The organism is Rhodopseudomonas sp. G2_2311 (assembly GCF_047501505.1).
GTDB classification, from domain to species: Bacteria; Pseudomonadota; Alphaproteobacteria; order Rhizobiales; family Xanthobacteraceae; genus Rhodopseudomonas; species Rhodopseudomonas palustris_H.
Genome location: NZ_JAZDRK010000004.1, coordinates 401,943 through 425,977 on the forward strand (window position 1 = coordinate 401,943; position 24,035 = coordinate 425,977).

A 24,035-nucleotide genomic window follows, 5' to 3' on the forward strand; every position below is an offset into this window, starting at 1 on the left:
TCTCGTCGGCGCGACGGAACTCACAGGACCGGAATCGGAACGTGCCTTTCATCACTGCACAGCCTCGCCGTTCATCCTCGTTTTTGACCATCGTCGTTGCGGCGTTGTTGTCGCTGACCGTGCTCCCGCGCGTCGCGAATGCCGAAGCGCTGCTGCTGATCGAGGCCGATACCGGCAAGGTGCTGCAGGCCGACAACGCCACCTACCCGTGGCATCCGGCCTCCGTCACCAAGCTGATGACGCTGTATGTGACGCTGCAGGCGGTGAAGCAGGGCCGCATCACGCCGGACACGCTGCTGACAGTGTCGCCGATCGCCTCGGCGCAATCCCCCTCGAAGATGGGCTTCCGCGCCGGCACCCAGCTCACCGTCGACAACGCGCTGAAGATGATGATGGTGAAGTCGGCCAACGACATGGCCGTGGTGCTGGCCGAAGGCGTCGGCGGCTCGATCGACGGCTTCTCGGCGATGATGAACGATACCGCGGCGCGGCTCGGAATGACGCAGACCCACTACGTCAATCCCAACGGCCTGCCCGCCGACGAGCAGGTGACCTCGGCGCGCGACCTCGCGATCCTCGCCCGCGCCATCATCCGCGACCTACCCGAATACGAATACTACGTCCACATTCCGGCGATCCGCTTCGGCAAGCGGGTGACGCGGAACTTCAACAAGCTGATCGGCCGCTATCCCGGCGCCGACGGCTTCAAGACCGGCTTCATCTGCGCCTCGGGCTACAACCTCGTCGCCAGCGCCACGCGCAACGGCCGCCGGCTGATCGCCGTGGTGCTCGGTGCCAGCTCCGGCCAGGACCGCGCCGTGAAGGCGGCGCAATTGTTGGAGCGCGGCTTCTCCACCAACACCCTCGCCTGGCTGACGCCGTCGCTCGGCACCGTCGACAATCTGGCGCCGATCGCCGCAGCGCCGCCGGATCTGCGCGACGAGATGTGCGGACCGAAGCGCAAGCGCCCGGCCAGCGACGAAGACGAGACCGTCGCCAACGCGCTGTCGGGCAATCCGGTGATGTCGATGTTCCAGACGCCGGCGCTGCGGCCGGTCGACATGATCGCCGCCGAACCCGAACCGACCCAGCCGGTGCTGGTCTATACCGGTCCGACCCGCAGCGGTCCGGCGCTGATCGCCGCCGAGGCCAGCGATGCCGAGCGGCAGGCCGTCAAGCCGGCCAAGAAGAAGAAAGCGCGGGTCGCCAAGAAGAACGACGCCGCTTCGGAAGGTCAGGAAGCCAGCGTCGATCAGGCCGCGCCGAAGGGCAGCAAGCCGCGTACCGCGGTCGTCGTCGATACCAACAAGCCGGCCAAGCCTGCTGCCGGTGCCAAGCCAGCCGGCACCAAGCATGCGGGCCCGAAGCATGCGACGGCAAAACCTGAAGCCGCCGCGGACAAGCCTGCCGCTCCGGCCAAGCCGAAGCCGAAGGCTGCCGCCAAACCTGCGCCGAGCAGCGCAGCGAGCGACGCCAAGCCGAAATCCTGACGACCGTTACGGCAGCTTGAATCAACCTCTCGTTGCTGCCGCTTGATGGTTCACAGACCGCCGTCGCACTGCGGCGTGCGGCCGCTTGCGTTCGGTGTTGGCTTCGCTCAATACTCCGCCGAACGGGAGGTCGAACGCGGTTTTCGAGTACTTATTTCGCAGCGCAGCAAACGACCTGCGGCGTCTTTCGGCCAATTCGCCGCCCCCAATCGATATGCAACAATCATAACGCACGAAGCGGAATGCTTCGGGCAGGCGACACGAGGAACACACCATGGAGCGGATCTGGCTCAAGCAATACCCGCCGGGCGTCCCGGCCGACATCGACGTGACGCAGTATCCCTCGCTGGTCGATCTGTTCGAGGAAAGCTTCCGTAAGTACAGCGATCGCAAAGCCTTCATCTGCATGGACAAGGCGATCACCTATCGCGAGCTCGACGAGGTGTCGGTCGCGCTGGGCGCCTATCTGCAGGGCAAGGGTCTGCAGAAGGGCGCGCGCGTCGCGCTGATGATGCCGAACGTGCTGCAGTATCCGGTGGCGATCGCTGCAGTGCTGCGCGCCGGCTTCGCGGTGGTCAACGTCAACCCGCTCTACACCCCGCGCGAGCTGGAGCATCAGCTCAAGGATTCCGGCGCCGAAGCCATCATCGTGCTGGAGAACTTCGCCCACACGGTCGAGCAGGTGGTCGCCCGCACGCCCGTCAAGCACATCATCGTCGGCACGATGGGCGACATGCTCGGCTTCAAGGGCGTGATCGTCAATCTGGTGGTCCGCAAAGTGAAGAAGATGGTGCCGGCCTATTCGCTGCCGGGCGCGGTCTCGTTCAACGATGCGGTCTCGGCAGGTCGCGGCCAGAAGTTCACCAAGCCGGCGATCGGTCCCGAGAGCGTCGCCTTCCTGCAATATACCGGCGGCACCACCGGCGTCTCCAAGGGCGCGACGCTGCTCCACCGCAACGTGGTGGCGAACGTGCTGCAGAACGACGCCTGGCTGCAGCCGGCGCTGGCCAAGCCGCCGCATGTCGACCAGCTGTTCATCGTCTGCGCGCTGCCGCTGTATCACATCTTCGCGCTGACCGCGTGCTACCTGCTCGGGATGCGCGCCGGCGGCGTCAACTTGTTGATCCCGAACCCGCGCGACATTCCGGGCTTCATCAAGGAACTGATGAAGTATCAGGTCAACAGCTTCCCGGCCGTCAACACGCTGTATAACGGCCTGCTCCACGCGCCGGGCTTCGACAAGGTCGACTTCTCCAAGCTGAAGATCTCCAACGGCGGCGGCATGGCGGTGCAACGTCCGGTCGCCGAAGCCTGGCTGAAGATGACCGGCTGCCCGATCGCCGAAGGCTACGGTCTGTCCGAGACCGCGCCGGTGCTGACCTGCAACCCCGCGACCGTGACCGAGTTCAACGGCACCATTGGGCTTCCGATGCCGTCGACCGAGCTCTCGATCCGCGACGAAGAGGGCAAGGAAGTGCCGTTCGGCACCCCCGGCGAGATTTGCGCAAGGGGTCCGCAGGTGATGTCCGGCTACTGGAATCGTCCCGACGAGACGGCGCTGGTGATGACCGCCGACGGCTTCTTCCGCACCGGCGATATCGGCGTGATGTCGCCTGACGGCTTCACCAAGATCGTCGACCGCAAGAAGGATATGATCCTGGTCTCCGGCTTCAACGTCTATCCGAACGAAGTCGAGGAAGTGGTCGCGAGCCATCCCGGCGTGCTGGAATGCGCGGTGATCGGCGTGCCGGACTCGCGCACCGGCGAAGCCGTCAAGGCGTTCGTGGTGAAGAAGGACCCGGATGTCACCGCCGAGGACATCATCAAGTTCTGCCACAACGAACTGACCAACTACAAAGTGCCGCGGCAGATCGAATTCCGCACCACGCTGCCGAAGACCAACGTCGGCAAGATCCTGCGCCGCGAACTGCGCGACGAGAAGAAGAGCAATCAGGCAGCGGCGTAACGCTCTCCTGTTGTCCATGCACGTCATTCCGGGGCGCGGCCAAACGGCCGCGAACCCGGAATCCCGCAGTCATCGTGCCCGTTTCAGATTCCAGGTTCGCTCGCTGGCGCGAGCGCCCCGGAATGACGGCGTTACGCTTGGAGCGCGCGCGGCCACCCGCCAACACAAACACCTGACCGATCCCGCAATATTGTCACTGTCATACCCGCGGGCTAGAAATCATCCGCACAACAGGGAGAGATACCGATGACCATCAAGGTTGGCGACCGCCTGCCCGACGCGCAGTTTCGGGTGATGACCGAAGACGGTGTGCAGGTGAAGACCACCGACGACATCTTCAAGGGCAAGAAGGTGGCGCTGTTCGCCGTGCCCGGCGCTTACACCGGCACCTGCCACAAGATGCATCTGCCGAGCATCTTCCTCAACGCCTATGCGATCAAGGACAAGGGCGTCGACACCATCGCGATCGTCTCGGTCAACGACGCCTTCGTGATGAACGCCTGGAAGCGCGACACCGACCAGCGCAATGAAGCGATCTTCCTCGGCGACGGCAATGCCGACTTCACCAAGGCGATCGGCATGGAAATGGACGGCTCGGGCTTTGGCCTCGGCACCCGTTCGCTGCGCTATTCGATGCTGGTCGAAGACGGCGTCGTGAAGACTCTCAACCTCGAGCCGAACCCCGGCAAGGTCGAAGTCTCCGGCGGCGACACGCTGCTCGGGCAGCTGTGAGTTGATAATCGGCACACTTCGCCCCTAACACCAACGTCATCGCCCGGCGTGTCCGGGCGATCTCGTATTCCAGGGCGTTCGTGCTGAACTAACAAGCTCTCTGGGATACTGGATCACCCGCATGCGCGGGTGACGACGACGGTGAAGCGATTACTTCACCCGCGACTTCATCCGGTTTTCAGTGAGGCCGTCGCGCGCGAGCTGATCGGCGCGTTCGTTTTCGGCATGGCCGGCGTGGCCTTTCACCCAGTGCCAACGGATGCTGTGAGTCTTCAGCGCGGCGTCGAGGCGCTGCCACAAATCGACGTTCTTCACCGGCTTCTTGTCGGCAGTCTTCCAGCCGTTGCGCTTCCAATTGTGAATCCAGCTGCCAATGCCGTTCTTCACGTATTGGCTGTCGGTATAGAGATCCACCGAGCACGGCCGCGTCAGCGCTTCGAGCGCCGAGATCGCCGCCAATAACTCCATCCGGTTGTTGGTGGTGTGGGGCTCCCCGCCCTTCAGCTCTTTCTCGACGTCGCCGAATTTGAGGATGGCGCCCCAGCCGCCGGGGCCGGGGTTGCCGGAGCAGGCGCCGTCGGTGTGGATGATCACCGGCTTCTGGTCGGCCTCGCTCACGCCACCGCCCCTGCGATCTCGACACCATAGTCGCGGATTCCGGCGACATTCTGCTGGAAGCGCAGCTTGCGGACGTATTCCATCGGGTCCTTCGGCTTCACCAGCGCGCCTTCCGGCACGTTGAGCCAGTCGACCAGCCGGGTCAGCAGGAAGCGCAGCGCGGCGCCGCGGGCGAGCAGCGGCAGCGCTGCCTGCTCGGCGGCATCGAGCGGACGCTCACGGGTATAGGCGCTGAGCAGCGCCCGCGCCTTGGTGACGTTGAAGGCGTGGTCGGCCTCGAAGCACCAGGCGTTCAGGCAGATCGCGACGTCGTAGGCGAGCAGGTCGTTGCAGGCGAAGGTGAAGTCGATGATGCCGGAGACGTCGTCGCCGATGAAGAACACGTTGTCCGGAAACAGGTCGGCGTGGATCAGCCCCTGCGGCAGATCGGACGGCCACACTCCGCTTTCCAGATAGCTCAGCTCGGCGGCCAGAAAATCGCGCAGGCCCGGCTGCACCTCGTCGGCGCGCGCCTCGGCGGCGGCGAACAGCGGCCGCCAGCCGGCGACCGACAGCGCATTCGCGCGCTTCATCGCAAAGTCGCGCCCCGCCAGATGCATCTTGGCGAGCGCCTGGCCGACGCCGGCGCAATGCACCACGCTCGGCTTGCGCGGCCATACTCCATCCAGGAAGCTGATGATCGCCGCCGGACGACCGGCGAGCGTCGCCAGCGTCTGGCCTTCGCGATCGGCGACCGGCTGCGGGCAGCTGATGCCATTGCCGGCCAGATGTGTCATCAGCGACAGGAAGAACGGCAGATCGTCGCGGGCGACGCGCTTTTCGTACAGCGTCAGGATGAAATAGCCGCGCGAGGTGTGCAGCAGGAAGTTGGAGTTCTCGACGCCTTCGGCGATGCCTTTGTAGGACAACAAGTCGCCGATGTCGTAGCGGCTCAGGAAATCCGCAAGCTCGTCGGCGGCGACGTCGGTATAGACCGCCATGGCGTGATCCGATCAGAAGGAAAAAAGCTGGCGGCTTCCTAGACCAAGACGGGGCGCGATGAAAGGGCGCCCCCGGGGGGAGGCCCCGGGTCCGGCCGGTTATTCCGCGGCGTCGGGGCGCAGCACCCGCGGCACCGGGAAGAACTCGTTTTCTTCCGCCGCCGACACCGTCTCGACCGACAGGTCGAACCGCTCGGCGAAGGCGCCCATGATCTCCTCGACGATCACCTCGGGGGCGGAGGCCCCGGCGGTGAGGCCGAGCACCTTGATGCCCTCGAACTGGCTCCAGTCGAGATCGGAAGCGCGCTGCACCAGCACCGCGACCTTGCAGCCCTCGCGCTCGGCGACTTCGCGCAGCCGCTGCGAGTTCGACGAATTCGGCGCGCCGACCACGATCATGGCGTCGACCACCGGCGCCACCTTCTTCACCGCCGCCTGGCGGTTGGTGGTGGCGTAGCAGATGTCTTCCTTGTGCGGCCCGGAGATGTTCGGGAAGCGCTCGCGCAGCACCGTGACGATGCCGGCGGTGTCGTCGATCGACAGCGTGGTCTGGGTGACGAAGGCGAGGTTGTTGGGGTCCTTCGGCTGATACGCCTCGGCATCGGCCGCGGTCTCGATCAGCGTCACCGCGCCGGCCGGGAGCTGGCCGAGGGTGCCGACCACTTCGGGGTGGTGCGAATGGCCGATCAGCAGGATCTCGCGGCCGCGCTTGAAATGGATCGCCGCCTCGCGGTGCACTTTGGTGACCAGCGGACAGGTGGCGTCGATCGAGAAGAAATTCCGCGACAGCGCGTCTTCCGGCACCGACTTCGGCACGCCGTGGGCGGAGAACACCACCGGCGCCTTGGTGTCCGGGATCTCTTCCAGTTCCTCGACGAAGATCGCGCCCTTGGCGCGCAGGCTGTCGACCACGTATTTGTTATGGACGATTTCGTGCCGGACATAGACCGGGGCGCCGTACATCGCGAGCGCCCGCTCGACGGTATCGATCGCCCGCACCACGCCGGCGCAGAACCCGCGCGGCGAGCACAACACGATTTTCAGCGGCGATTTGGCGAGCATGGGCAACGATCCGGGGGCCTGGGCGCCGAGCAGAACCGGCGGAAAACGGGCGCACGCCAACGGCGTTGCGCAGCGGTCGAACGGGGTAGGAATTGGGCCGGGTTTGCGGCACTGTCAAGGCCGGATCAACTGCACTTTAGCAAGGCTCCTTGCGCGGCGAGCCCCGGACAGCATATATAAGCGGCAATTCCCGTCATCCTCGACGACCCGCCTTGCCTCAGGACGAATCCGGAGGGGCAAGGGACAAAGGAGATTTGCCATGAGCAACGCACCGCTGATGCCGAAGGCCACTGCCGTCTGGCTGCTCGACAACACGGCGTTGACGTTCGATCAGGTCGCCGACTTCACCAAGATGCACGTCTTGGAGGTCAAGGCGATCGCCGACGGCGACGCTGCCCAGGGCATCAAGGGCATGGACCCGATTTCGACCGGCCAGCTCACCCGCGACGAGATCGAGAAGGGCGAGAAGGACCCGGACTATCGCCTGAAGCTCGCCGAGAGCAAGGTGGTGCTGCCGCAGGCCGCCAAGAAGAAGGGCCCGCGCTACACCCCGGTGTCGCGCCGCCATGAGCGCCCGAGCGCGATCCTGTGGCTGGTGCGCAATCATCCGGAGCTGAAGGACGCGCAGATCATGCGCCTGGTCGGCACCACCAAGACCACGATCGCATCCGTGCGCGACCGCACCCACTGGAACGCCGCGACCCTAACCCCGATGGACCCGGTGACGCTCGGCCTGTGCTCGCAGCTCGACCTCGACTTCGAGGTGCAGCGCGCCGCCAAGGAGAAGCCGACCGACCAGCAGTATGGCGGCGCCACCCTGCTGCCGGCCTCCGAGACCACCCGCAAGGAAGCCGAGTTCGAAGCCGCGACCTCCGGCAAGAGCCAGGAAGATCTCGACGTCGACGCGGTGTTCGCCAAGCTCAAAACCATCGGCGGCAAGAAGCACGACGACGAGGACGAAGAAGGCGGCTTCTGAGCCGGCGGCTTCTGAGCCGCCCACCCTCACGGTCATCGCCCGCGCAGCCGGGCGACCCAGGATTCCAGAGCGCGCGTTGCTGACCGCAAGCTCTCTGGAAGACTCGATCCTCCGCTTGCGCGGAGGATGACGGACCCGGCGCGTTGCCGCTCCGCAGCCGGCATCAGCGCAAAACACCCTCTCCACCAACATCGTCATCGCCCGCTCCCCGGCTTGCGCGCATCGCGCATCCGCTCGCCGTGCTGCCGCCGCGCCAGCGCCTGATCGCGGCGGCGGCGCTGCAGGTTGATGTACAGCGTGTCGATCATCTTCCACTGTGACTCGGTCGGCGGGTCCATCGGCACGACGGCGCAGAGCATCGGCGTGCGGCAGCCGCGCGCCCGGCGGCAGTCCTTCACTGGGCAGCGCTTGTGCGCCTGCGCTTCATCTGCCAGCGCGCGCTGCAGCGCGCGGCGTGCCGCCAGCATGTCGATGTCGAGCCAAAGCTGCGCCCGCTCGGCGCTGGCCTGCTGCTCGAGCGCATCCAGCCGCGCGTGATCCCAGCTGAGGTGTTCGGTCGGCCAAGTCGGCATCGCTCCCTCCTGATGCTGATACCAGCGGGCGCGCGCGCATGCGGCGGCGTTGCCCGCAAAAGCCTTGCGTGAGTGGTGGGTTCAGGGGGCCTCCGGTCGGCCATCGGGCCGAGGGAGGTGGAGCGCCGAAAGACGCGCCTTTGGTAGTACCCGCGGCCCTCAGGCTTCGGATCGCCGAAGCGCGAGCGCCGCGGAAACGTCTTTCGACGCTCCACCGTGGCGACTTTTGGCTGAAGGACCGTTCTTCCGGGACACGGCGAGCTTGCGGGCTTTCCCCGGCCTCCACCGTACCCGTCCAGCCTCTGTCGCGGCGGCCGCTCGTAGTAGCGGCGGACGGCGACCCTCAGCCTCCCGGAGGTCCAGGGCGACGTCCACCCCACACCCGCAGGCGCCACACCCCGCCCCGCGACGACCAGCGTCCCGGCAACGCGCCCCTCGATGGGGCGGGATGCATGGGAATATAATCCAAGTTCGAATCTTGTCAAACGACAAATAAGAAAAGCGTAGGGCGGATTAGCGCGACGTCATCCGCCGTATTCACGGACGCCGCGCATCGGTGCGGTTACGCCCTTGGCAAAACCGCCCCACCCTTTTCATCTTTCGAGACGCACGGCTTTTGCCCCGCTCCTCTTTAGCAAGCGTAGCCCGGATAAGCGAAGCTACATCCAGGTCTGGCGCTCCCGCATATCGCCTCCTCATGCAGACTTCCGACTAAATTTATCAATTGCGCTTTAAGCCCCAGCTCGCCTACGGTCCGACAGCGAAGCCCAATCCATTCAGCGAGGCCGAATTGACAAAGACGTCCGACTATTCTGCTCACATCATTGCCCTACTAATCGTTTGCCTGGGTCTTTTCCTATTGGTTGTCGGACTTATACTACAAGGGAAACTCGACTATCCATCGATGCTCACAAATGCCGGATCGGCACTCGCATTAGTAGGAGCATTTCAATGGATCTACGACTTCACCGCAAAGAAGGCATTGCACAACGAGCTAATTGAGACCGTCATAGCATCGAGAACAGTCGCCGATTCCGGCGTCTCGGAATATTTCACCGACTCAAAAGAGGTCAGATTTAGAAAACAAATTGAAGAAACGAAAGATCTTGTAACTCTATTTTCTTGTAACTCACGATTCCTCGTGGACTACCGTCCGCAAATTGAAACCCTTCTGAACAATGGAGGCACCGCGAGGTTCATTTTTCTGAGGAGAGACTCTCCAACAATTTCACTGATGAAGAACCTTGGATGGGACGAACCATCACTAAATTCAAACTACACAAAAATCGATCAATTCCACGCTGAACTGAGAGATAAATACAACGAACGCCTTCAAATTTGTTATGTTGACAATTTGCTACGATACTCTGCAGTGAAGTTCGACAACTCAATATACGTGATATGGAACACATGCTCTCCCAGACGCCAACCTGTCCCCGCGATGCGCGTAAGATCTAACACGCCACTATGGGATTTTTTTAAGAACGATATCGAGAGCCTAAAAGAGAAAACCTCGTGATCAGCCCCAAGCTCCATAACCTTGTAAAGGAATTTATCGAAGAATTCAGCGAGCGTGACCTCGAAGAACTTATTTCATCCAGAGTCTCGTCCAAGCCCCCCTCCCAAGTTCTAACCATTGTGTGCGATGATACAATTCATAGAATTCCGCCTGAAATCTTACAGGGAGAAGTGTTCGTCTTTTCGAGTGGAAATTTCGATACGACGAACTCAGCCACAATCACAGGTTACCTTGAAAGACGCATCAACGCTCTATGCGACACTTTGAACAAGCAGACCTGGACTAACATTCGGTTGGTATATAGCGGTCACGCAATCCTCGCAGCAACCGCAAAGCTTGTTGTATATCGAGTGACCCATATTGAAACGGACGACGTATTATATTTCGGCGGGCAAGGCTATCTTGAGATCGGGCTGCGCCTTCGGCAGTTGTTAGGCGGAGCAGCCCGTAGGGCGGATTAGCGCAGCGTAATCCGCCGCCTTCATTGGCGCCACAAATCGGCGGGTTACGCCTTCGGCTAACCCGCCTTACACGCTACACGCTAGTTTTGCTTCTTTCCACGAACTCATCGATATCGACTGCATCATAGCCCAGCAACTCACCAATAACTCTATCAAGATCTGGCCTCCACCCGCCAAGCGAGCGGTACACCTTGTGGACTAAAACAGCAGCTGGAATTCTCCACTCCTCGCCAGGTAATGCATAAAGAACTCGCCGTGTTCTGATCTGGTTCGAGCCGACCTCCAGTGTCTCAATACATACGCGCTTGATGAGCTTGCCCTCGTTCACCATCTCGTCAAACTCGTCCTCGGGGAACGTCTTAGCGTCCAACGGGATCGGCTCCGTAAACATGCTGAGAGGTTTTTCACCGCTCTTCATCAACTCCAGCTCCCGCATCTCGTGCGGACCTATCGATGGCGCCATGTCTTTGCCCTCAGTCTTGTTACTGCTTTGGATTGATGACTTTCGGAATTGGTGCGACCGCCCCTCTAGGACCAAGAGATTTAATGTAGGAAGCGTAGCCTCGACGAGGGCCTCGGCAAGCTCAACCCATCCGACAAATCCTGATTAAACAATCCTCTCTTCACGTCATTCCGGGGCGCGCGGAGCGCGAGCCCGGAATCCATACTCACTGTGGATGCTGTGAGGGCGCAGCGTTGCATCGCTACTCCGGAACGCAAACGACGGTGGTTATGGATTCCGGGCCTGCGCGCCGGTGGCGCGCATCCCGGAATGACGCGGGGTGAGTACGTCGTTTTGCGATGCTCTGGAACGCGAACCGGCCCCCATCGCTGCCACACATTGACACGTAGGACGGACGAGCGCGGCGTTATCCGCCGTCTTCATTGACGTCGCTCAACGACGGCTCCGCCCCACGAGCTGACCTCAACTGGATAAATGAAGGGGCCGTAGCAAGCGCAGCGCCATCTACCCTCCATCACCAGAACACGCCCCTACAGCGTTTCCGAAAATACCGTCCTCAGCGACACCTCTTATCACAACTAACAATTGAAGATCGATATATGCACCGCTAGCGTTCGGTTCGAGACTCAGAAATCGAGCAAGGCGCAATGTCTTCCCTAAAAGTCAATCAAATCAAAGTCCGACTACGTGAACTGTTTGAACCGCACCTGAATGTTTCTGACATTTCGCCGCGAGACGCGGAAAGGGATCAGAAGGTATTAACGAGATGCTTAGCGGCCTTCGCCGTCTCCACGGTCGCCGGTTGCACACCGAAACAAGCCGCAGAGTCGGTATGGGACGGGAGCGGCGACAACGGAATCGATGCAGCCTACTATGATCCATCGGACCAATCCGTGGTCTTTGTCCAATCGAAATGGATCAACGCCGGGACAGGCGAGCCGGAGGCGAAAGACATCGGGACCTTTGTCACCGGCGTTCGCGATGCGATCGAACAGAACGTCGATGCATTCCACAGCCGACTGCACGCCAGTCTTCAAGACATCTTCGCTCAAATCAATACGCCCGGCACCTCTGTCCACCTAGCAGTCGTCACCACCGGAGTGAGTCAACTTGCGAAGCCGAGCACTTTGCATTTTGAACGACTGCTATCAGGACTCAACGGCAACGACCCGCACGAGCTGGTCTCGTGGGAACTCCTGGGTTTGAACGAAGTCTACACTCGCCTCGCAAGCGACCCAGAAGGCGGGCGCGTCACGTTAGAGGCGCAAATACTCGATTGGTCTCGCGTCAATGCTCCTTATGCCGCGTATTTCGGTATCGTTGATGGTTATCAGTTGAAGACATGGTGGAAACGACACGGGAAGAGCTTAGTAGTCTCCAATATTCGTCACTCCCTCGGCGGAACCGACGTAAACAACGAAATCAGACAGACCGCACTCAATTCGCCCGAGAAATTCTGGTATTTCAACAACGGAATCACCTTGATCGCCGAGGAGGCCGTCGTTGCTCCAGCCAAGGCCGCAACCCAATCCGCCGGACAGTTTCGTTTTCGAGGGGCGTCGATCGTTAATGGCGCCCAAACCGTCAGCTCTCTCGGGCGCATCGAGAACGATACGAACCTCGGACTAGTTCGAGTACCAATCCGAGTCATCCTCCTAGAGTCGGCGCCCGCAGGCTTCGGAAAAGAGGTTACACGAACCAACAACCTTCAGAACCGAATAGAATCACGAGACTTCGTTGCACAGGACCCCGAACAGAAGCGCCTCAAAGAAGAGATGGCGGTCGAAGGCGTCGACTATCAATTCTTGCGCAGCGAGGAGGTCAGCCCCTCGGCTAGCAGTTGTGAGCTGATCGAAGTCACTGTCGCTCTTGCATGCTCGTCCGGAGATCCAGGTCTCGCGGTACAGGTAAAGAGCGGAATCGGGAAATTCTTTAACGATCTTCAGAAAGCTCCGTATCGGACGATCTACAATCCCTCGACAAGCGGAGCTCGTGCCTTCAATGCAACGGCCATGAACCGTCACATCGATGGATGGATCGAGCGAAAAAAGAAAAGTTCATCAAAGAAGAATGGCGCAGCTTGGGGCGTTCTTGTTCACGGAAACCGTATTCTCTCAGCCGCCGTCTTCCGATTATACGGCTTGAACCGGCTATCGAAGCCAATCAGCGATTTCAGGAACGAGATCAATGATCCAGCGCCAATCTATCGTCTCTGCAATGATGTTTACGCGCGGATGACGGCCTCGATCGAGAAAGAATTCCCGGACAAGTTCCTTGCTGTTCTGTTCAAGAACCCATCGCACAGCAAAGTCGTCTTTGAGGATGCGATTCGGACAAATCGATAGCCCTTAGGGCGGATTAGCAAGCGTAGCCTGGATGAGCGAAGCGACATCCAGGTTTGCCGCTCCCGCATGTCGCTGCGCTCATGCGGGCACCTGAGTTGAAGCGCGCCTTGGGCGCCGACGATTGGATCAACCGTCGGGCGGATGAGCGCAGCGTCATCCGCCGTCTTCATTGACACGGCACATGGCGGGATACGCCTTCGGCTAGCCCGCTCTACTTACTCCTGCTCGCCGCAACTCACTGCCCGCGGCGCCCTCACCCCAGCCCTCTCCCGCAAGCGGGAGAGGGAGTGCGCTGCGATGTAAGGAGACGCATACAGCGCGCATTGGCGGCTGATGCCTTCGGCTAACTCGCCCTACGCTCTGATCGCCTCGCGACGATCCTTGTCACAACGTCGAGATTCCGGGTTCGCTCGCTTCGCGAGCGCCCCGGAATGACCGAACGACCTGCTTAGCCTAACTGTACAATCCTCTCTCCACGTCATTCCGGGGCGCGCGGAGCGCGAGCCCGGAATCCATACTCACTGTGAATGCTGTAAGGGCGCGGCGCTGCATCGCTGCGGCAAAACGCAAACGACGGTGGTTATGGATTCCGGGCCTGCGCGCCGGTGGCGCGCATCCCGGAATGACGCGGGGTGAGGACGTCGTTTCGCGGTGCCCTGGACATGCGAACCGCCCGCCATCGCTGCCACGCATTGACGGTCCGTAGGACGGATGAGCACAGCGTCATCTGCCGTCTTCACTGGCGCCGCGCACGGCGGGTTACGCCTTCGGCTAACCGGCCCTACGCGCTGTTCCTGATTCTTCCACAATCGGCATGACGCATCCCGGGAAAGCGCAGAGATTACCAGAGCTTTCTGACGGTTGCTTCGGATGGGCTCGCCAAGCCGACACTCCTACAATCCAGACTCAATCTGCATTTTGGTTTTTGGTAGCCTTTGGCAGTTGCATCAACTCGATGGTCGCGCCATCGGGGCCGACGACGTAGATCACTCTCGTTCCCGCTCGGGTACCGCCAGAGATCATCTGCGGCTTTCCCTGTGGCCTCCATTCGTAGACTGCAATCCGCGCCAGAAGACTGTCTATGTCGTCCACAATAAGAGCCAGATGAGCAAATCCCGGATCGAATGGCCTTGATGCGCGATGTTGTAAGTCGACACCAGAATATTCCAGTAGTTCAATCATCTGCCCTGCCAGGGACACGATGGCCATGCGGACGGACGCCCCGTGAGCCCCGGTCACCTCTCCAAGGAATTCCCCACCCATATCGCCAACCCGAACCAGCTGCCCACCCAATCCTTCAACCCAGAAACGAAGCGCCGAATCCAGTGAGGCAACGGAGAAGCCGACATGGTCGGCGCGACGCACGGCGAAATCCGAATTCTCAGCCACAATTCTCTCCAAAGCTGTGATCAGCACCAAAAGGCAGTGGCAGCTCGTCGGGCGGATCAGCGCAGCGTCATCCGCCGCCTTCATTGACGCCGCGCATCGGCGGGTTACGCCTTCGGCGAAACCGCCCTACCACATTCAACCCTTCGAATCCTGATTGTACAATCCTCTCTCCACGTCATTCCGGGGCGCGCGGAGCGCGAGCCCGGAATCCATACTCACTGTGGATGCTGTGAGGGCGCGGCGTTGCATCGCTACTCCGGAAGGCAAACGACGGTGGTTATGGATTCCGGGCCTGCGCGCCGGTGGCGCGCATCCCGGAATGACGCGGGGTGAGGACGTCGTTTTGCGATGCTCTGGAACGCGAACCGCCCGTAACCCCGTCGGTGCTCTGGATTGATAGTCCGGAGAACGGATGAACGCAGCGTCATCCGCCGCCTTCATTGACGTCGCACATCGGCGGGTTACGCCTTCGGCTAACCCGCCCTACGCGCTGCGCGCGACATCGTCGCCAACCGATTCCAAGCTCGGCACATGGAAACGCGGCCACGGTCACGCTATTGTCCTCCAAAGCTCAAACCGAGACCACGATGCGGATCACAACGGCGATTATCGAACGGGCCAGGCGCACCGCGAACGGGTTCAAGGATCTCGAACTGGCGGCGAGCGAGGTTATCGCGTCAGGTGATGCGGCGGGGGCGAAAGAGATCGCGCTGGAGCTGTTGCGATCCGAGGTCCATCAAGCCCGCTGTGTGGCGACGTTCATTCTCGGGCGTCTCGCCGCGGACGATGGCGATGCGCTCGTGATGCTCAAGCAGCGCGTCAGCCTGGACGACGATTGGCGCGTGCAGGAGATTCTGGCCAAAGCGTTCGACCGGTTCTGCGCGGACACTGGCTATGAGGCCGCGCTGCCGACCATCCGGGAGTGGTTGTCGGCGGCATCCGCCAACACAAGGCGCGCCGTCACCGAGGGCCTGCGGATATGGACGGCGCGGCCTTACTTTCGCGCCCATCCCGAAGCCGCCGTCGCGCTGCTGTCGCCGCTGCGGAACGACGACAGCGAGTACCTGCGCAAATCGGTCGGCAACGCCCTGCGCGACATCAGCAAGAAGCACCCCGATCTGATCCGCAGCGAAGTCGCGACCTGGGATCTCGATCACCAGGGCGTCCGGCAAGTCCACAAGCTGGCCGCGCGCCTGCTGACATCCTCCGCCGCCTGAGGCGCGGAGACGACTAGCAAGCGTAGCCTGGATGAGCGAAGCGACATCCAGGTTTGGCGCTCCCACATGTCGCTACGCTCATGCGGGCTACAGACTTGAAGCGCGCCTTGCGCCGACGGCTGGATCAACCGTCGGGCGGATGAGCGAAGCGCTATCCGACACCTTCATTGACACAGCACATGGCGGGATACGACGTCGGCGAACCCGCTCTACATACTCCTGCTCGCCGCAACTCACTGCTCGCGTCGCCCTCACCCTAGCCCTCTCCCGCAAGCGGGAGAGGGAGCGCGCTGCGATATGAGGAGACGCATACAGCGCGCATTGGCGGCTGATGCCTTCGGTTAACTCGCCTACGCTCTGATCACGTCGCGGCGATTCCTGTCACAACGTCGAGATTCCGGGTTCGCTCGCTTGCGCGATCGACCCGGAATGACCTGCTTTCTGACAAGTCATCCTCTCTCCACGTCATTCCGGGGCTCGCGGAGCGCGAGCCCGGACTCCATACTTAAGGAGCGCCCCCGCGGCGCTGCCCCGCATTGACAGGGCTGCGCGGTGCGGCGGAGACTTCGGCCATGGCTTACTTCTGGCTTCTGATCGCGATCGTGGTCACCGGCGGGGTGGCGGCGATCGTCAACGACACCGCCTATAGCGGCGAACTGTTCGACTCCTCGACGGTGGTCGGCGTCGCGATGCTGTCGGCGCTGACGCTGTTCGTCGGCCGCGGCATGCTGCGCGGGACCACCACCAGCCAATGGCTGAACCACGCTTTGGTCTGGGCCGCGATCGTGCTCGCCGTCGCGGTGGCGTATCGGCTGTGGCCGATGCTGAGCTGAGCGGCTTTCACTGCCGCTGATGGAGTTCGACGCGCTCGATCCATCCAGCGTTCTCCGCTCGCGGAATCATGCCAGGCCGTCCGTTGATCCGGGATCGAGATTCCGGGTTCGCTCGCTTTCGCGAGCGCCCCGGAATGACTCGGACGTGCATTGGCGCGATACGGAGCATCCCGACAATTTTAGCGAGTCATCACCGCGCCCGTTCGCGGCCGCGCTTTCGATTCACGGCTGCGGGAATTCAGGACTCGCTCGCGTCGCGAGCGCTGCGGCATGACAGAGGGGGAGAAGAAGCGCGAGGTGATTTGACGCCGCGCAAGGAAGCCGAAGGCGCAGCACTCCTCAATGGCGTTGGGGAGGATTGGCTGATGGCTTTACTCCGTCTAAACCAGCGCGGTGATGACTGAATCCGCGCATTTGTATCGATTGCTGTATGTCAGCGAGAATCGGATCGAGGGCGATGTCGCGCATGTCGCCCGTGAGATCGAGGGCATCCTCGCCACCTCCCGCCGTAACAACAACGCGCTCGGCCTGACCGGCGCGCTGATCTTCAACTGCGGCTTCTTCGCCCAGGTGCTGGAAGGCCCGCGCGAGACCGTGGAGCGGATCTTCGAGGTGATCCGGCACGATCCCCGCCACAGCAAGATCCAGGTGATGTCGGCCGCCGAGGTCGAGGACCGCGAATTCCCGAACTGGACGATGGCCTATATCGGCCGTTCGCCGAGCTGGGAGAAGGCGCTCGGCTGGATCAGGGACGACACCCACTTCGCCCCCGACGAGCGCTGCGACCGGCTGTTCCAAATCGTGATGGAAATGGCCTACGACGCCGAGCTATCGCCGGACCGGACGTTCGCGGCGCCGGGCAAGAGCTGAGGGCGCGGCGCCTCACTCGCGCGGGCTCTGGGCGCGGAGGTAGTTCAGCATCCACTGCGCGGCGGGGCCGAGCGGGCGGCCGGCGAGATGCGCGGCGGTCATCACCAGCCGCGCGGTGTGGTCTTCGAATTCGAGCGGCTGGATCAGCTTCAGCCGGCCGTCCTCGACATCGTCCGCCACCAGATGGGTCGGCATGCTGCCCCAGCCGAGCCCGGCCAGCAGCATCGCGTGCTTGGTGCCGAGATCGGCCAGCCGCCAGGTCTGCGTCGACAGCACGCCGTAGTCGCGACCTTCGGTCAGCGCCGAGCGGTCGGTGAGCACGAGCTGCACGTAGCGGCGCAGCACGTCGGTCGGGATCGCACTCTCGATCGCGGCGAGCGGATGATCCTGCGCCACCACCGGCAACAGCTGCACGGTGGACAGCGGATAGCGCTTCAGCTCGGGCTGATCGCTGAACGGCTCCGGCACCAGGCCGATCACGCAGGTGCCGTTCAGCACCAGCTCGGCCGAGGCGCCGAGCGACTGCACGAAGATCCGCGGCGGCACGGTGGGGAAGGCGTCGGTGAAGGCGCGCAGCGCATCGACCATCCGCGGCATCGGAAACATCGAGTCCAGCACCAGGGTCAATTCGGGCTCCAGGCCCCCGGCGAGGCTGCGCGCCTGATCGCGAAACGCCGCCGCCTCCTCGGCGATCCGCCGCGCCCGCGCCAGCAGCGCGCGCCCCGCCTCGGTCAGCACCGGCCGGTAGCCGGAGCGGTCGAACAGCGCGACGCCGATCTGCTGCTCCAGCTTCTGCACCCCGTAGGTGACGGCCGACTGCGCCCGCCGCAGCTTGCGGGCGGCGCCGGAGAAGCTGCCTTCGTCCGCCACGGTGAGCAGAAGCTGGATGTGGTCGAGGGTGAGGCCGTCATTCATCATCTAAATTTTAGATGAAGAGCCACAAAACTTCATCTCTTTCTTCGGCCGGCAGCCGCTCTTAAGTCAGGGGGACAGCCAAACTGGAGGATACCCATGATCCAACGACGCCTGCTGTTTCCGATCCTGGCCGCCGCCCTGGTGGCCGCGCCCGCCGTGTTCGCCGAGACCGCGCCGAAGGCCGCCAAGGCCCAGGCGGTGAAGACCGAGCCGGTGAAGGTCGAGAGCGGCGCCTACGCGATCGACCCCGACCACACCCAGGTCGGCTTCGTGGTGTCGCATATGGGCTTCTCGGACTTCCGCGGCCGGTTCGGCGACGTCTCCGGCACGCTGCAGCTCGACGGCGCCAACCCGGCCAAGAGCAGCTTCGACATCAAGCTGCCGACCGCCTCGGTGAACACCCCGGTCGACAAGCTGACCACGGAGCTGACGGCCGCCGACTGGCTCGACGCCAAGGCGCATCCGGAGATCCTGTTCAAATCGCAGAAGGTCGCCGTCACCGGTCCGCGCCAGGCCAAGGTGACCGGCGAACTGACGCTGCACGGCGTCACCAAGACCGTGACGCTCGATGCCCGGCTGCACGGCGCCGGCGTCAACCCGCTGAACAAGAAGGTGACGGTCGGCTTCGATCTCACCGGCACGATCAAGCGCAGCGAGTTCGGCGTGAGGAAGTATGTGCCGCTGATCAGCGACGAGGTCGGCCTCGAAATCAGCGCCGCGTTCGAAAAGCAGAACTGATCGCTTCGACGTTCCGCGCCCGTCGCATCCGGCGGCGGGCGCACCTCCCTTCGTCCGACAGAAGAAACGCCCCATGAGCTCGACGCTGCACGCCCCTCACCTCGACCAGTTGTTCGTTCAGGCCCGCACCCACAATGCCTGGACCAACAAGCCGGTGACCGACGACACCATCCACGCGCTGTACGATCTTCTGAAATGGGCGCCGACCGCCGCCAACAGCAATCCAGGCCGCTTCGTGTTCGTGCGCAGCGCCGAGGCCAAGGCGCGGCTGCTCAACAGCGTCGCGCCGGGCAATGTCGACAAGGTCAAGGCGGCGCCGTGTTGCGTGATCGTGGCTTACGACACCGAATTCCACGACCTGCTGCCGCAGCTGTTTCCCGCGCGCGACATGCGCAGCGGCTTCGTCGGCAAGCCGGAGCTGATCACCGAGACAGCCAAGCGCAACTCGGCGCTGCAGGGCGCCTACATGATCCTCGCCGCCCGCGCGCTCGGGCTCGATGCCGGGCCGATGTCCGGCTTCGATCACGCCGCGCTCGACGCCGAGTTCTTCCCCGACGGCCGCTGGAAGTCGAACTTCCTGTGCAACATCGGCTACGGCGACGCCGAGAAGCTGTTTCCGCGCAACCCGCGGCTCGCCTTCGAGGACGCCTGCCGCGTGCTGTAACGCGGCCGCTCAACACGCCTTCCAATCAGGGAGATTGCGACGATGCCCCGTCAACCCACCATCTTCCTGTCGCACGGCGGCGGCCCCTGCTTCTGGATGGAGCCGCCGCGGCGGTTCGGGCCGCACGCCTATGACGGCCTGCGCGCCTATCTGTCCGGCGTGCTGGCCTCGCTGCCGGCGCGGCCGCGCGCGATCCTGATGGTGTCCGGCCATTGGGAAGCGGCGCTGCCGACCGTCAGCACCTCGGCCGCCCCATCGATGCTGTTCGATTACTACGGCTTTCCCGAACACACCTACCGGCTGAGCTATCCGGCGCCGGGCGATCCGGCGCTGGCCAAACAGGTGCAGGCGCTGCTCGGCAATGCCGGCATCGCCACCGCCACCGATGCAGCGCGCGGCTTCGACCACGGCGTGTTCGTGCCGATGCTGATCGTCGATCCGGAGGCGCAGATCCCGGTGGTGATGCTGTCGCTGCAGCAGGACCTCGATCCGGTGCAGCATCTGGCGATCGGCGCCGCGCTGGCGCCGCTGCGCGACGACAACGTGCTGATCATCGGCAGCGGCAACAGCTTCCACAACCTCTCGACCTTCTTCGACGGCCAGGAGGCCGAGTCGGCGGCGTTCGATCGCTGGCTCACGGAAGCTGCGACCGCGCCCGACGCCGCGGTCCGCAACGACCTTCTGGCGCAGTGGGCCAGCGCCCCCGGCGCCCGCGCCTGCCATCCGCGCGAAGAACATCTGATCCCGCTGATGGTCACCGCCGGCGCCGCCGGCCCCGACCAAGGCCGCCGCGTGTTCCACGACGCCATCGGCAACAAGCGCATCTCGGGCTACGCGTTCGGGTGATTGACACCGTAGGATGGGTTGAGCGCAGCGAAACCCATCATCACGACACAAACGGAGCGATGGGTTTCGCTGCGCTCAACCCATGCTACGGGCTACTCGACGGGCTCGTGCACGCGACCGCCGCGCGCTTCGCGGCATCTTCCTTCGTAACAACTGCGAGATTCCGGGTCTGCGTGCTGTCGCACGCATCCCGGAATGACGGCGGGTGGAGAGGCGCGCACATGGCTCACCACGTCATTCCGGGGCGCGCGCGCCAGCGCGTGAACCCGGAATCTCGAGCCCCAAAGAGGTGGTAGGATGGGTTGAGCGCAGCGAAACCCATCGTCACGATGCAAACGGAGCGATGGGTTTCGCCTGCGGCTCAACCCATCCTACGAGCGCTTTCTTTACGCGCGCCGCGGCGCCCAGACATGCACGCCCCACACGCCCTTGTGCGCGGGCGGGGTGCCGAGATAGCGCAGCGTCGGCATCTCGTCGAAGATCCGGCGCTCGCGCGGATTCTTGTAGATCACGTAGTACTCGGCGCGGCGCAGCGTCGCGAGATTGTCGCGGACCCGCGCCATGATCTGGTGCGAGAACGGGTTGAACAGATACAGCACGAACGGATCGTCGGGGAACGCGTAGGCGCCGGCGTCGCCGTGCACGATCGAGATCGTCGTGAATCCGGCTGCTGCGACATTGGCCTTCGCGGTCTGCGCCAGCTCGGCGGCGAATTCGACGCCAACGCAGGATTTGAAGCCGAGCTCGGCGGCGACGATCAGCATCCGGCCCTTGCCGCAGCCGAGATCAACGAAGCGATAGGCGCGCGGATCGAGCCCGACGAACGCCACCGCGTCGCCGAGCACCGACGGATCGCTGGCCTGATAGCGCTCGCCGAACCGGCGGCTGTCGTGGCCGATGGTCAGTCCGTGCAGTTCGACCATGGAACGGGTGTCGGTGCCGTATTTGGCGTCCCAATCGATCCGGCCCGCGCGCGCCGTGTCACGCCCGGTGAGCACCTCCCAGAATCTCGAGAATGACATCGCCTCGCTCCCGGCTCGTCAGCGTTTGGTCGATGTTGCGTAGGCCAGCGGCGGCGCTACGCTAATCGGCGGGCGGCGGGATGTCGCTTGATTTCGCGCAAATCGCGGGACGCGCGCGATCAACCTCGGGGAGTCTATGCCGGAGCCAAGCGACAGCGCGCGGACCTTGCGCGACGCCAACGGCTGGACCGCGATCGGCGGCCAGGCCGGCTCCAACGCCGGCGGCCTTTACGCCGACACCGATGGCCGCGCCTGGTACGTCAAAACCCCGCCGAGCGACGATCACGCCCGCAACGAGGTGCTGGCCAATCGGCTGTATCGGCTCGCCGGCACCGGCGTCGCCGAGGTCGAGCTGGTGATACGCGGCGACAGCCTCGCCGTCGCGAGCGCGATGCTGCGCGGCGCCTCGCTCGGCGAAGCGCTGGCCTATCCGGAGAACGGCGTCGCCGCCGAAGTGTGCCGCGATTTTGCGGTCGATGCCTGGCTCGCCAATCGCGACGTGCTCGGTGTCGACCTCGACAACGTGCTGGTGACGCGCGACGGCGGCGTGGTGCGGATCGACCAGGGCGGCGCGCTGGCCTATCGGGCCCGCGGCGCGCGCAAGACCGACTTCGGCGCCGAGGTGATCGAGTTCGACACCCTGCGCGATGCCCGCGCCAATGCGGTGGCCGCCAGCGTGTTCGGCGCGATGACCCGGCACGCGCTCGCGGCGTCCGTCGCCAAGGTGGCGCGGCTGACCGAGCCGGCGATCTCTGCGGTAGTGCGTGATGTGCTCGGCGACACCGACGACGCGGGCGCCCTGACTGCGTTGCTGCTCGGCCGGCGCGACGATCTGATCCGCCGCGTCGCCGCCAGCAGCGCGGCGCCCGCGATCAATCGCGTCGGCGCGTTCGACACCCTGGAGGAATGATGGCGCCGCTGCGCACCAGCCAGACCCATCCGCTGCAGATCGCCGAAGTGCGAGCCGGGCCGAACCACGGCCGCATCGGCATCACCTTCTGCCCCGGCAAGCACGATCATTCGGCGCTGACCGGCGGCTGGGCCCGCGATCTCGCCGCCGATCTCGACGCGATCCAGGCATGGGGCGCGCAGCTGGTGCTCACGCTGGTCGAGCGGCGCGAACTGGAGCTGCTGAAGGTGCCGGAGCTCGGCGCCGAGGTGGAGCGCCGTGCGATGCAGTGGCTGCATCTGCCGATCCCGGACTATCACCCGCCGACCGCGGAATTCGAGCGGCGCTGGGAAACCGAGGGCCGCCTGATCCGGCAGCGGCTGCGCGCCGGCGACGACGTCCTGGTGCATTGTAAAGGCGGGCTCGGTCGCGCCGGCATGATCGCGGCGCGGCTGCTGGTCGAACTCGGCGTGCCGCCGACCACCGCAATCGCGCAGGTGCGCGCCGCGCGCGGTCGCGGCGCGATCGAGACCAGCGCGCAGCAGGCCGTGGTCGAACGGGCGCTGCCGATCGCTTGATCGCGGACGGCGCGCATCCGCCGCAGCGGCGTTTTTCCGCAGCGCGTGACGGTGTCAAAGACGCTTCACGCCCGATCCGCTAGATGCGCCGCTTCAAGGCGCACGCCGCGCCGCAACCGGATTCTTTCAATGAACGACCTGCCGCCGCCCAACCCGCCGATGCCGCTGATCCGCAAAGGCTTCCAACTGATCGAGAACGCCTTCCTGCTGCTGATCGGCACCTTCGCCGTGGTGGCGATGACGCAGGAAGTCTACGAGACCGTGCTGAACGTCCGCGTCACGCTGAAAGAGCTGCTGCTGATGTTCATCTACGTCGAAGTGATCGCGATGGTCGCGGTGTACTATGAGAGCAAGAAGATCCCGATCACGCTGCCGATGTTCATCGCCATCACGGCGATCTCGCGGCTGTTGATCCTGCAGGGCAAGGACCAGCCGGCTGAGAACCTGTTGTACGAGAGCGGCGCGATCCTGATCCTGGCGCTGGCCTGCGCGGTGATTTCTTACCGCCCGCCGCGACACAGCCACCACGAGCACGGCCATGGCCACGCTCAGCCGAGCCCCCGGCATCAAGGCTCGGACCAGCCCGCCCCGCAGCCAAAATGATCGGTGGATTTGTCCGTTCCGTACGAGAGGCACTGTCCGGCATGAACCGGACACAGGTCAGTGTCATGTCAAGTTGACAAGGGGTGCTGTCACGATAATGTGACTGCGCGAGAGAACGCCGTGATCGGCAACGCCCCTCCGGGATCGGAGCGGCACCGAAAGCGGAGGTCTCAACCGGAAGCGAATGGTCCGGATGATACGCGACAGTCCTGAGGGGGGCCTCGCGGATTGGTCAGACGGACCAGACGACCCGGTCGCTGCTAGCGGCACTTTACGCGTGCGAACAG

24 protein-coding genes are annotated in these 24,035 nt (G+C 63.5%); 16 read left to right on the forward strand and 8 right to left on the reverse strand.

Features of this window, described 5'->3' with window-relative positions; translation table 11 throughout:
* Positions 1 to 41 precede the first annotated feature (41 nt).
* From VRZ08_RS09610 to VRZ08_RS09620, 3 genes are all read left to right on the forward strand, one after another.
* A complete protein-coding gene (locus VRZ08_RS09610) occupies positions 42 to 1,490 on the forward strand; it encodes a D-alanyl-D-alanine carboxypeptidase family protein (protein WP_107356832.1) in 1,449 nt (482 codons plus the stop codon).
* Positions 1,491 to 1,764: 274 nt separating this feature from the next.
* Complete coding sequence (locus tag VRZ08_RS09615; protein WP_414532397.1) at positions 1,765 to 3,456, forward strand: long-chain fatty acid--CoA ligase; 1,692 nt, start codon at positions 1,765 to 1,767, stop codon at positions 3,454 to 3,456.
* Between the two features lie 246 nt (positions 3,457 to 3,702).
* Positions 3,703 to 4,188, forward strand: a complete 486-nt coding sequence (locus VRZ08_RS09620) for a peroxiredoxin (protein ID WP_107345858.1) — start codon at positions 3,703 to 3,705, stop codon at positions 4,186 to 4,188.
* 150 nt (positions 4,189 to 4,338) lie between these two features.
* On the opposite strand, the gene rnhA is transcribed toward VRZ08_RS09620, so the two are convergent.
* The 3 genes from rnhA to ispH all read right to left on the reverse strand — a co-directional run bounded on the left by rnhA (position 4,339) and on the right by ispH (position 6,848).
* Positions 4,339 to 4,806 carry a ribonuclease HI gene (gene rnhA / locus VRZ08_RS09625; RefSeq protein WP_011159804.1) on the reverse strand — a complete coding sequence of 156 codons (468 nt, stop codon included), beginning with the start codon at positions 4,804 to 4,806 and terminating at the stop codon, positions 4,339 to 4,341.
* Positions 4,803 to 5,786 carry a homoserine kinase gene (locus VRZ08_RS09630; protein WP_414532398.1) on the reverse strand — a complete coding sequence of 328 codons (984 nt, stop codon included), beginning with the start codon at positions 5,784 to 5,786 and terminating at the stop codon, positions 4,803 to 4,805. Before VRZ08_RS09630 ends, rnhA begins: the two co-directional genes overlap by 4 nt.
* Positions 5,787 to 5,885: 99 nt before the next feature.
* Entirely contained in the window at positions 5,886 to 6,848 is a 963-nt protein-coding gene (gene ispH / locus VRZ08_RS09635; RefSeq protein ID WP_263989582.1) for a 4-hydroxy-3-methylbut-2-enyl diphosphate reductase, read from the reverse strand.
* A gap of 259 nt (positions 6,849 to 7,107) precedes the next feature.
* On the opposite strand from ispH, the gene VRZ08_RS09640 reads away from it, so the two are divergent.
* A complete protein-coding gene (locus VRZ08_RS09640) occupies positions 7,108 to 7,824 on the forward strand; it encodes a DUF1013 domain-containing protein (RefSeq protein WP_107345862.1) in 717 nt (238 codons plus the stop codon).
* Between the two features lie 194 nt (positions 7,825 to 8,018).
* Here VRZ08_RS09640 and VRZ08_RS09645 read toward each other — a convergent pair whose 3' ends face one another.
* Positions 8,019 to 8,396, reverse strand: coding sequence for a hypothetical protein (locus VRZ08_RS09645; RefSeq protein ID WP_414532399.1), 378 nt, complete (start codon positions 8,394 to 8,396; stop codon positions 8,019 to 8,021).
* 724 nt (positions 8,397 to 9,120) lie between these two features.
* Between VRZ08_RS09645 and VRZ08_RS09650 the strand changes: the two genes are divergently transcribed.
* Both VRZ08_RS09650 and VRZ08_RS09655 read left to right on the forward strand, forming a co-directional pair.
* Positions 9,121 to 9,915, forward strand: coding sequence for a hypothetical protein (locus VRZ08_RS09650; RefSeq protein ID WP_414532400.1), 795 nt, complete (start codon positions 9,121 to 9,123; stop codon positions 9,913 to 9,915).
* Complete coding sequence (locus tag VRZ08_RS09655) at positions 9,912 to 10,376, forward strand: hypothetical protein (RefSeq protein ID WP_414532401.1); 465 nt, start codon at positions 9,912 to 9,914, stop codon at positions 10,374 to 10,376. Before VRZ08_RS09650 ends, VRZ08_RS09655 begins: the two co-directional genes overlap by 4 nt.
* Positions 10,377 to 10,449: 73 nt before the next feature.
* Here VRZ08_RS09655 and VRZ08_RS09660 read toward each other — a convergent pair whose 3' ends face one another.
* Entirely contained in the window at positions 10,450 to 10,839 is a 390-nt protein-coding gene (locus VRZ08_RS09660) for a hypothetical protein (protein ID WP_414532402.1), read from the reverse strand.
* A 647-nt stretch (positions 10,840 to 11,486) separates the two neighbouring features.
* Between VRZ08_RS09660 and VRZ08_RS09665 the strand changes: the two genes are divergently transcribed.
* Complete coding sequence (locus tag VRZ08_RS09665) at positions 11,487 to 13,184, forward strand: AIPR family protein (protein ID WP_414532403.1); 1,698 nt, start codon at positions 11,487 to 11,489, stop codon at positions 13,182 to 13,184.
* 906 nt (positions 13,185 to 14,090) lie between these two features.
* Here VRZ08_RS09665 and VRZ08_RS09670 read toward each other — a convergent pair.
* Positions 14,091 to 14,657: a VOC family protein gene (locus VRZ08_RS09670; RefSeq protein ID WP_414532404.1), complete on the reverse strand. Its 567-nt coding sequence runs from the start codon at positions 14,655 to 14,657 to the stop codon at positions 14,091 to 14,093.
* 503 nt (positions 14,658 to 15,160) lie between these two features.
* Between VRZ08_RS09670 and VRZ08_RS09675 the strand changes: the two genes are divergently transcribed.
* The 3 genes from VRZ08_RS09675 (at position 15,161) to VRZ08_RS09685 (ending at position 17,493) form a co-directional block, all read left to right on the forward strand.
* The gene (locus VRZ08_RS09675) at positions 15,161 to 15,790 is read left to right on the forward strand and encodes a DNA alkylation repair protein (RefSeq protein WP_414532405.1); all 630 of its coding nucleotides are present in this window, start codon (positions 15,161 to 15,163) and stop codon (positions 15,788 to 15,790) included.
* A 572-nt stretch (positions 15,791 to 16,362) separates the two neighbouring features.
* Positions 16,363 to 16,623 carry a hypothetical protein gene (locus tag VRZ08_RS09680; protein ID WP_414532406.1) on the forward strand — a complete coding sequence of 87 codons (261 nt, stop codon included), beginning with the start codon at positions 16,363 to 16,365 and terminating at the stop codon, positions 16,621 to 16,623.
* Between the two features lie 396 nt (positions 16,624 to 17,019).
* Positions 17,020 to 17,493: a BLUF domain-containing protein gene (locus VRZ08_RS09685; protein ID WP_414532407.1), complete on the forward strand. Its 474-nt coding sequence runs from the start codon at positions 17,020 to 17,022 to the stop codon at positions 17,491 to 17,493.
* 12 nt (positions 17,494 to 17,505) lie between these two features.
* Here the strand turns inward: VRZ08_RS09685 and VRZ08_RS09690 are convergent, their stop codons facing one another.
* The gene (locus tag VRZ08_RS09690; protein WP_414532408.1) at positions 17,506 to 18,408 is read right to left on the reverse strand and encodes a LysR family transcriptional regulator; all 903 of its coding nucleotides are present in this window, start codon (positions 18,406 to 18,408) and stop codon (positions 17,506 to 17,508) included.
* Between the two features lie 96 nt (positions 18,409 to 18,504).
* Between VRZ08_RS09690 and VRZ08_RS09695 the strand changes: the two genes are divergently transcribed.
* The 3 genes from VRZ08_RS09695 (at position 18,505) to VRZ08_RS09705 (ending at position 20,656) form a co-directional block, all read left to right on the forward strand.
* On the forward strand, positions 18,505 to 19,146 hold the full coding sequence (locus tag VRZ08_RS09695) for a YceI family protein (protein WP_414532409.1): 642 nt from the start codon (positions 18,505 to 18,507) through the stop codon (positions 19,144 to 19,146).
* A 73-nt stretch (positions 19,147 to 19,219) separates the two neighbouring features.
* Complete coding sequence (locus tag VRZ08_RS09700; RefSeq protein WP_107356845.1) at positions 19,220 to 19,810, forward strand: malonic semialdehyde reductase; 591 nt, start codon at positions 19,220 to 19,222, stop codon at positions 19,808 to 19,810.
* 42 nt (positions 19,811 to 19,852) lie between these two features.
* Positions 19,853 to 20,656: a DODA-type extradiol aromatic ring-opening family dioxygenase gene (locus VRZ08_RS09705; protein WP_414532410.1), complete on the forward strand. Its 804-nt coding sequence runs from the start codon at positions 19,853 to 19,855 to the stop codon at positions 20,654 to 20,656.
* 386 nt (positions 20,657 to 21,042) lie between these two features.
* Here VRZ08_RS09705 and VRZ08_RS09710 read toward each other — a convergent pair whose 3' ends face one another.
* Positions 21,043 to 21,678 carry a class I SAM-dependent methyltransferase gene (locus VRZ08_RS09710; protein ID WP_414532411.1) on the reverse strand — a complete coding sequence of 212 codons (636 nt, stop codon included), beginning with the start codon at positions 21,676 to 21,678 and terminating at the stop codon, positions 21,043 to 21,045.
* Between the two features lie 136 nt (positions 21,679 to 21,814).
* On the opposite strand from VRZ08_RS09710, the gene VRZ08_RS09715 reads away from it, so the two are divergent.
* The 3 genes from VRZ08_RS09715 (at position 21,815) to VRZ08_RS09725 (ending at position 23,748) form a co-directional block, all read left to right on the forward strand.
* Positions 21,815 to 22,588: a type III effector HopAG1 gene (locus tag VRZ08_RS09715; RefSeq protein WP_414532412.1), complete on the forward strand. Its 774-nt coding sequence runs from the start codon at positions 21,815 to 21,817 to the stop codon at positions 22,586 to 22,588.
* Complete coding sequence (locus tag VRZ08_RS09720; RefSeq protein WP_263989597.1) at positions 22,588 to 23,145, forward strand: cyclin-dependent kinase inhibitor 3 family protein; 558 nt, start codon at positions 22,588 to 22,590, stop codon at positions 23,143 to 23,145. Before VRZ08_RS09715 ends, VRZ08_RS09720 begins: the two co-directional genes overlap by 1 nt.
* 129 nt (positions 23,146 to 23,274) lie before the next feature.
* Positions 23,275 to 23,748, forward strand: coding sequence for a phosphate-starvation-inducible protein PsiE (locus tag VRZ08_RS09725; RefSeq protein ID WP_414532413.1), 474 nt, complete (start codon positions 23,275 to 23,277; stop codon positions 23,746 to 23,748).
* Positions 23,749 to 24,035 lie beyond the last annotated feature (287 nt).

Bases quoted from the DNA above. Each gene is read 5' to 3' on its own strand.
- VRZ08_RS09615 (WP_414532397.1), top strand. From the start codon at position 1,765: ATGGAGCGGATCTGGCTCAAGCAATACCCGCCGGGCGTCCCGGCCGAC.
- VRZ08_RS09620 (WP_107345858.1), top strand. From the start codon at position 3,703: ATGACCATCAAGGTTGGCGACCGCCTGCCCGACGCGCAGTTTCGGGTG.
- VRZ08_RS09630 (WP_414532398.1), bottom strand. From the start codon at position 5,786: ATGGCGGTCTATACCGACGTCGCCGCCGACGAGCTTGCGGATTTCCTG.
- ispH (WP_263989582.1), bottom strand. From the start codon at position 6,848: ATGCTCGCCAAATCGCCGCTGAAAATCGTGTTGTGCTCGCCGCGCGGG.
- VRZ08_RS09640 (WP_107345862.1), top strand. From the start codon at position 7,108: ATGAGCAACGCACCGCTGATGCCGAAGGCCACTGCCGTCTGGCTGCTC.
- VRZ08_RS09645 (WP_414532399.1), bottom strand. From the start codon at position 8,396: ATGCCGACTTGGCCGACCGAACACCTCAGCTGGGATCACGCGCGGCTG.
- VRZ08_RS09660 (WP_414532402.1), bottom strand. From the start codon at position 10,839: ATGGCGCCATCGATAGGTCCGCACGAGATGCGGGAGCTGGAGTTGATG.
- VRZ08_RS09665 (WP_414532403.1), top strand. From the start codon at position 11,487: ATGTCTTCCCTAAAAGTCAATCAAATCAAAGTCCGACTACGTGAACTG.
- VRZ08_RS09670 (WP_414532404.1), bottom strand. From the start codon at position 14,657: ATGAAGGCGGCGGATGACGCTGCGCTGATCCGCCCGACGAGCTGCCAC.
- VRZ08_RS09675 (WP_414532405.1), top strand. From the start codon at position 15,161: ATGCGGATCACAACGGCGATTATCGAACGGGCCAGGCGCACCGCGAAC.
- VRZ08_RS09680 (WP_414532406.1), top strand. From the start codon at position 16,363: ATGGCTTACTTCTGGCTTCTGATCGCGATCGTGGTCACCGGCGGGGTG.
- VRZ08_RS09685 (WP_414532407.1), top strand. From the start codon at position 17,020: ATGACTGAATCCGCGCATTTGTATCGATTGCTGTATGTCAGCGAGAAT.
- VRZ08_RS09690 (WP_414532408.1), bottom strand. From the start codon at position 18,408: ATGAATGACGGCCTCACCCTCGACCACATCCAGCTTCTGCTCACCGTG.
- VRZ08_RS09695 (WP_414532409.1), top strand. From the start codon at position 18,505: ATGATCCAACGACGCCTGCTGTTTCCGATCCTGGCCGCCGCCCTGGTG.
- VRZ08_RS09700 (WP_107356845.1), top strand. From the start codon at position 19,220: ATGAGCTCGACGCTGCACGCCCCTCACCTCGACCAGTTGTTCGTTCAG.
- VRZ08_RS09705 (WP_414532410.1), top strand. From the start codon at position 19,853: ATGCCCCGTCAACCCACCATCTTCCTGTCGCACGGCGGCGGCCCCTGC.
- VRZ08_RS09710 (WP_414532411.1), bottom strand. From the start codon at position 21,678: ATGTCATTCTCGAGATTCTGGGAGGTGCTCACCGGGCGTGACACGGCG.
- VRZ08_RS09715 (WP_414532412.1), top strand. From the start codon at position 21,815: ATGCCGGAGCCAAGCGACAGCGCGCGGACCTTGCGCGACGCCAACGGC.
- VRZ08_RS09720 (WP_263989597.1), top strand. From the start codon at position 22,588: ATGGCGCCGCTGCGCACCAGCCAGACCCATCCGCTGCAGATCGCCGAA.
- VRZ08_RS09725 (WP_414532413.1), top strand. From the start codon at position 23,275: ATGAACGACCTGCCGCCGCCCAACCCGCCGATGCCGCTGATCCGCAAA.